Below are 6533 nucleotides of genomic sequence, written 5' to 3'. Positions count from 1 at the left end.
GCCTGCGGCCAGCAGGGCGCCCAGGGCCAGGCGGCGGAGCGTGGCCGCGCGGGGTCGTTGCATCGGGTTCGGTGTCGGTCGGCGGAACGGGACGTCGTGGCTCAGCGGCCGCCCGGCGCCCCGATGCGCCCGGCGGCCTCTTCCGTGAGGACCCGCCGCGCGGCCACGAAGTGGGTGCGGTAGTACTCGCCGCGCCGGCTGAAGAGGTCGTCGTAGCGCACCCCCTTCCCGCTGGCGGAGCTGTGCAGGATCCGCCCCTCGCCCACGTACATCGCCGCGTGGTCGATGTAGGAGCCGTCCTTGGCGAAGAACATCAGGTCGCCGGGGCGCAGCTCCTCGATCCGCGTGGGCACCGGCTCCCCCATCCGCACCTGGTCGCGCGTGACGCGCGGCAGCTCCACCCCGTGCATCCGGTACACGTAGCGGAGGAAGCCGGAGCAGTCGAACCCCTCCTCCGGGGTGTTCCCGCCCCAGCGGTACGGCACCCCCAGGAAGCTCTCCCCGGTGCCGATGGCGAGCGCCGCCATCGCGGACGCGGAGGCGGGTGCCCCGGCGGGCACGGCCAGGTGGATGGAGGCGCGGGGGTGCGTGGGGCGGGCCACGACCGGGCGACGCGCGGGCCCGAACGCCAGCGCCACCCCGGCGCGCACCTCCAGCCGGGCCGGCATCCCGTCGGCGAAGGGGGTCCGGTAGCGACCCTCCCCCTCCAGGGCCAGCGGGCCGGCGACCTGGTGGGTGTAGATGCCGCCCAGGCTGCTGGAAAGGGCGACGCCGCCCGTGGCCGTCTGCTGCGCGCCGACGCCCACCAGGAGCCGGACGCCGTCCAGGCCGGGGAGGAGCCGGCCCAGGTGGCCGACTCCGTCCACGTCCGCCATCCAGCGCGAGGGCGCTCCGGCGGCCCGGGGCACGGCGTCCACCGCCGCGCCCAGGCGGAGCCCGAGCCCGTCGCGCTCGGTGGCGAGCGTGCCGCCCATGCGCGCGGCGGTGAGCCCGGCGCCAGTGGAGGTGAAGGCGGAGAGGCTGGTCCGTGCCTGCGCGGAGAGCGCCGCGGGGAGGAGCAGCAGGGCGGGGAGGAGGGCGGCTGTGCGTGTCATGGGAGCAGCGGGGCGGTGCGGCCCGCCCGGAGGGGGCCGCGGAGGTTCACCGGCAGGTCGAGGAGGGGAGACACCGGCAGCGGAGCGGGAGACCCGGGCCGCCCGGCGCACCCCGCGGGACAGCGGGGGCGGACCGGGCACGCCCAAAGTTCCGGCGCGGAAGCCCGGAGCGCAAGGGGCGTCTTTCGCAGACGGGCTGCGGCCGGGGGTGCCGCACTCTGCGAGAGATCATGCCGTCCAGACATAGTTCATGCCTGAACGACAGGCCGGAGCTCCCCGGAACGGCCGTTCCGGCAGCTTTTCCGGAGTGAGTTAAGCTTCGGTTAAAACGGCACTTACGCGCACAAGTCCAGGGCACACGCGAGGTTGCGCCGGTGTACAGAGCGTGGCAAGGAAGATGCGCAGGGAGACCGCAGAACAGGGCGTGCCGCGAGACGGCGGCGGCCCGGCGGACTACCGCTTACAGGGTGGTTGCAATGGCTGAGAAGACGATGCTTCCCGTGCTCCCGCTGAGGGAGACGGTGATCTTCCCCGGCGTCGCCGTGCCGATCTCGGCGGGGCGGCCGGGGACGCTGCAGGCGGTCGAGGCCGCACTCGCCGGCGACCGGCGGATGCTGGCCGTCGCGCAGCGTGAGAACCAGGACGAGGTAGAGGTCGAGAACCTGTACACCGTGGGCACCGTGGTGCAGATCGCCCAGGTGCAGCGCGGCGTGGGCGGCGTACAGCTGCTGATCCACGGCGAGGGCCGCGCCATGGCGCTGCACTTCGTGGAGGCCGAGAACGGCGCGCTCTCCGCGCAGGTCCGCGAGATGGAGGACCAGCAGCCGGTGAACACCGAGGACCCGGCGTACATCGCGCTCTACCGCGAGCTGCGCTCTCGCGGCTCCGAGCTGGCCCGGCGCCGCGGCGTCCCCGCGGAGATGCTGGAGCAGTTCCTGAGCGGGATCACGGACCCCGGCGCCTTCGCCGACCTGGTGGCCTTCTACACCGAGATCGACACCGAGGCCAAGCAGAAGCTGCTGGAGACGCTCTCCATCGAGGAGCGCATGCGCTCGCTGCTGCTCATCGTGCAGCGCCAGCTCGCCATGGTGGAGGCGCAGGAGGAGATCCAGCAGCAGGTGCAGGAGGAGCTGGGCGAGCGGCAGCGCGAGATGCTGCTGCGCGAGCAGATGAAGGCGATCCAGCGCGAGCTGGGCGACGGGGACGAGGGCGCCGAGGTGGAGGAGCTCCGCGAGCGCCTGGCCGCGCTCGACCTCCCGGAGGCCGCCCGCGAGGAGGCTGACCGCGAGCTCAGCCGCCTGGAGCGGACGCCGCAGCAGAGCGCCGAGTACCAGGTGATCCGCACCTACCTGGAGTGGATGGCGGACCTCCCCTGGAACCTCCGCACCGAGGACCGGCTGGACCTCCCGGCCGCGGAGGAGGTGCTGCACGAGGACCACTACGGGCTGGAGGACGTCAAGGACCGCGTACTGGAGTTCCTGGCGGTGCGGCAGCTCGCCGCGCGACGCGCGGAGCAGGAGGTGCAGCAGGAGGCCGCCGTGGAGGCCGAGGCGCTGGAGGGCACCGAGGCCGAGACGACCACGGAAGAGCTGGAGAAGGAGCTGACCGAGGCCAAGGCGCGCGCCACCGCCAGGGGACCCATCCTCCTCTTCGCCGGGCCTCCGGGGGTGGGGAAGACCTCCATCGCCAAGAGCATCGCCCGGGCGCTGGGCCGCAAGTACGTCCGCATCGCCCTGGGCGGCGTGCGCGACGAGGCCGACGTCCGCGGGCACCGGCGCACCTACGTGGGCGCCATGCCGGGGCGCATCGTCCAGGCGCTGAAGCAGGCCAAGTCCCGCAACCCGGTGATCCTTCTGGACGAGGTGGACAAGCTGGGCGTGTCCATGCAGGGCGACCCCTCCAGCGCGCTGCTGGAGGTGCTGGACCCGGCGCAGAACCACGAGTTCACGGACCACTACCTGGGCGTGCCCTTCGACCTGTCGGAGGTGCTCTTCATCGCCACGGCGAACTACGTCCAGAACATCCCGGCGCCGCTGTACGACCGGATGGAGGCGGTGGAGTTCCGGGGGTACACGGAGCAGGAGAAGAAGGCCATCGCCGAGCGCTACCTGCTCCCGCGCCAGGTCGAGGAGGCCGGGCTGGAGGAGGAGGAGCTGCAGGTGACCGACGCGGCGCTCCGCAGCGTGATCTCGGAGTACACCCGCGAGGCGGGGGTGCGCCAGCTGGAGCGCGAGGTGGGGAAGCTGGCCCGCAAGGCGGCGCGCCGGATCGCCTCCGGGACGGTGAGCCACGTCACGGTGGACGAGGCCGTGGTCAAGGACTTCCTGGGCCGCAGCCGGGTGCACCCGGAGCGCGCCGGGCGCGAGGACGTGGTGGGCGTGGCCACGGGGCTGTACTACACCCCGATGGGCGGCGACATCATGTTCATCGAGGCGTCGGCGCAGCAGCGCAGCGGCGGCGTGGCCGCCGCCGACGCGGAGAACGCGGCCCCGGGGTTCGGCAACCTGGTGCTCACGGGGCAGCTCGGCGACGTGATGAAGGAGTCGGCGCGCGCCGCGCTGACCTACGCCCGGGCCCACGCGGCCCGCTACGGGATCGACCCGCGCAAGGCGTGGGGCTCGGAGATCCACATCCACGTCCCCGCGGGAGCGATCCCCAAGGACGGCCCCTCGGCGGGCGTGGCGATGTCGGTGGCGCTGGCCTCGGTCCTGTCCGGCACGCCGGTCCGCTCGGACGTGGCGATGACGGGCGAGGTGACGCTGACCGGCCGGGTGCTCCCCATCGGCGGGGTGAAGGAGAAGCTCCTGGGGGCGCACCGGGCGGGGATCCGCACGGTGATGCTGCCCAAGGCCAACGAGCCGGACCTGGACGACCTCCCCAAGGACGTGCTGGCCGAGTTCGAGGTGCACCTGGTGGAGTCCATCGACGAGGCGCTGGCGGTCGCGCTCCGCGGCGCCAGCATGCAGGAGGGGAAGCTCCTCTTCCCCTCCCTCCCCCTCCCGCCCACGGGCGGGAGCCGCGGCGCCGAGGGCGAGACGCGGCTGCACTGCGGGCGCTGACCGCGGAGCCGGACCGGCGTGACGGCACGGAGCCCCCGGAGGATCGTCCTCCGGGGGCTCCCGTCTTTTCGTGCGCGGGCCGGACGGATCTCACCCGCCCGCTTGCTTCCGCGACAAACTGGCGGCATCTTCCCGGCGGCTCCCCACCTCCGGTACGCGTCCGTGAATGCGCGCAGCACGGATCGGGGCCTGTTCGCACGATCGTCAGGCCGGTTTTCCGCACCGGCTCGGACCGGTGGCCGCCGGGCCGCGCGGTGCACGTCCACCCGCCAGGAGCAATCAGATGCCGACTGACTTTTTCCGCCCGCGCCGCGTCCTCGCCGCCGCGCTGGCGCTGGGGCTCGCCGCCTGCGAGACCGCCGGCAGCCCGGGCCTGCCGACCGCGCCCACCGCCGCCGCCACCGCCCCGATCCCCGCCGTGGGCACCTCCTCGTCCCTGGACTTCGGGACCTGGAACATCGAGTGGTTCGGCGACACGTCGAACGGCCCCTCCAACGAGACGCTGCAGCTGGAGAACGTGCGCGACGTGGTCGCGGGGACGGACCTGGACATCTGGGGGCTGCAGGAAGTGGTGAACGAGGCTCACTTCAAGAACCTGGTTTCGCAGCTCTCCGGCTACTCCGGCTTCCTCGCCAACGACCCGCTGGTCACCGACGGCGCCGCGTACTACAGCGACTTCAACGGCACGGAGCAGAAGGTGGGGCTGCTCTACAAGACCTCCGTCGCGACGGTGCAGAGCGCTCGCATCATCCTCACGGCGTACGACTACGACTTCGCCGGCCGGCCCCCGCTGGAGGTGAAGCTCGCCGCGTCGGTGAACGGCACCACCGAGAACCTGGTGGTGATCGTGCTGCACGCCAAGGCGGGCACGGGCGGCACGGACTACGACCGGCGGAAGCGTGGGTCCGAGGCGCTCAAGGCATACCTGGACTCCACCTACCCCACGCAGAAGGTCATCGTCATCGGCGACTTCAACGACGACGTGGACGTGTCCATCGTGCGCCCCAAGGCGTCGCCCTACGCCAACTTCGTCGCCGACTCCGCCGCATACCGCTTCCCCACCGCGGCGCTGTCGGCCGCCGGGGTGTCGTCCACCGTGACCTACCCGGACGTGGTGGACCACCACCTGGGCACCAACGAGTTCTGGAGCGCGTACCTGGCCGGCTCCGCGGAGGTGCTGCGCGTGGACCAGTACATCGCCGACTACGGCCAGACCACCAGCGACCACTACCCCGTCGCCACCCGCTACACCACTCTGAGCTCCGGGGGCAACGCCGCGCCCACCGCGAGCTTCACCTACGCCTGCTCGGTGCTGGCCTGCGGCTTCACCGACGCCAGCACCGACAGCGACGGCAGCGTCGCATCGTGGAGCTGGAGCTTCGGCGACGGCGCCACCTCCACGGCGGCCAACCCGTCGCACACCTACGCCGCGGGCGGGACGTACACCGTGGCGCTCACCGTCACGGACGATGCAGGCGCCACCGGCACCACCTCGCAGATCGTCACCGTGAGCTCCTCCTCGTCGGGCGGCATCAGGCTGAGCGCCACCGGGTACAAGGTGAAGGGGACGCAGCACGCCGACCTGACCTGGTCGGGCGCCACCTCCACCAGCGTGGACGTGTTCCGCAACGGCGCGCGGGTGGCGACCACCGCGAACGACGGGGCCCACACGGACAACATCGGGAAGAGCGGAGGCGGGACGTACGCCTACAAGGTGTGCGAGGCCGGGACCACCGTCTGCTCCAACGAGGCGAGCGTCACCTTCTGACCGCCCCGCCGGATGAGAAAAGGAGCCGCGTCCCGCACCGGGACGCGGCTCCTTATTCTCGTTCACCCGCCCGGGCGAGCCCGGACGGAGGCGGACTACTTGACGTGCTGGTTGACCAGCTTGGTCATCTCGAACATGGTGACCTGGTCCTTCCCGAAGATGGGCCGCAGCTTGGCGTCGGCGTTGATGTTCCGCTTGTTCTGCGCGTCCTGCAGGTTGTTCTTCTTGATGTAGTCCCACAGCCGCTTGGTCATCTCGGAGCGCGGCAGCGGGTCCTTGCCGACGATGGCCGCCAGCTGCGCGTCCGGCGTCACCGGCGTCGCGATCCCGCCCCGCGCCTGCCGCGGCGCTCCCTCGCCCGCGGCGCCCTTCTTCGCGGTCGACTTCTTGGCCGTGGCGCTCTTCGTGGCGGACTTCGCGGGGGTGCCCTTCTTGGGAGTGGCCATGGAGCGGTCTCCTGGTCTGGGTAGAGGCGCGAGCAGCGGAAGGTGCTCGACCGCGGGCGCGAGCCCGCGCTGCACCGCAAGAGGGGATTCCGCGCGCGGATTGTCAAGCTCCCCAGGGGAATCGCCCGATCCCGCGCCGCCGCCGCCCCGGTCCAGGAGCCGGGGC

General features: G+C 72.3%; 4 protein-coding genes. 2 read left to right on the top strand and 2 right to left on the bottom strand.

All coding sequences use genetic code 11. From position 1 onward, the window contains the following. Window positions 1–101: 101 nt before the first annotated feature. Complete coding sequence (locus tag VGR37_24555) at window positions 102–1094, bottom strand: C40 family peptidase (protein ID HEV2150592.1); 993 nt, start codon at window positions 1092–1094, stop codon at window positions 102–104. Between the two features lie 476 nt (window positions 1095–1570). Here VGR37_24555 and lon point away from each other — a divergent pair, with 476 nt between their 5' ends. Together lon and VGR37_24545 are read left to right on the top strand one after the other, a co-directional pair. Continuing rightward, complete coding sequence (lon, locus tag VGR37_24550) at window positions 1571–4153, top strand: endopeptidase La (GenBank protein ID HEV2150591.1); 2583 nt, start codon at window positions 1571–1573, stop codon at window positions 4151–4153. A gap of 283 nt (window positions 4154–4436) precedes the next feature. Next, entirely contained in the window at window positions 4437–5921 is a 1485-nt protein-coding gene (locus tag VGR37_24545; protein ID HEV2150590.1) for a PKD domain-containing protein, read from the top strand. Between the two features lie 95 nt (window positions 5922–6016). Here VGR37_24545 and VGR37_24540 read toward each other — a convergent pair whose 3' ends face one another. Beyond that, window positions 6017–6367 (bottom strand): SWIB/MDM2 domain-containing protein, encoded by a 351-nt coding sequence (locus VGR37_24540; protein ID HEV2150589.1) that lies wholly within the window; start codon window positions 6365–6367, stop codon window positions 6017–6019. Window positions 6368–6533: the final 166 nt, after the last annotated feature.

The sequence above is a fragment of the Longimicrobiaceae bacterium genome (assembly GCA_035936415.1).
In the GTDB taxonomy this organism is placed as follows: Bacteria; Gemmatimonadota; Gemmatimonadetes; order Longimicrobiales; family Longimicrobiaceae; genus JAFAYN01.
This window is presented reverse-complemented; position numbering and strand designations above follow the sequence as displayed.

Excerpts from the sequence above, each read along its gene's own strand:
- VGR37_24555 (HEV2150592.1), bottom strand. The coding sequence starts at position 1,094 with ATGACACGCACAGCCGCCCTCCTCCCCGCCCTGCTGCTCCTCCCCGCG.
- lon (HEV2150591.1), top strand. The coding sequence starts at position 1,571 with ATGGCTGAGAAGACGATGCTTCCCGTGCTCCCGCTGAGGGAGACGGTG.
- VGR37_24545 (HEV2150590.1), top strand. The coding sequence starts at position 4,437 with ATGCCGACTGACTTTTTCCGCCCGCGCCGCGTCCTCGCCGCCGCGCTG.
- VGR37_24540 (HEV2150589.1), bottom strand. The coding sequence starts at position 6,367 with ATGGCCACTCCCAAGAAGGGCACCCCCGCGAAGTCCGCCACGAAGAGC.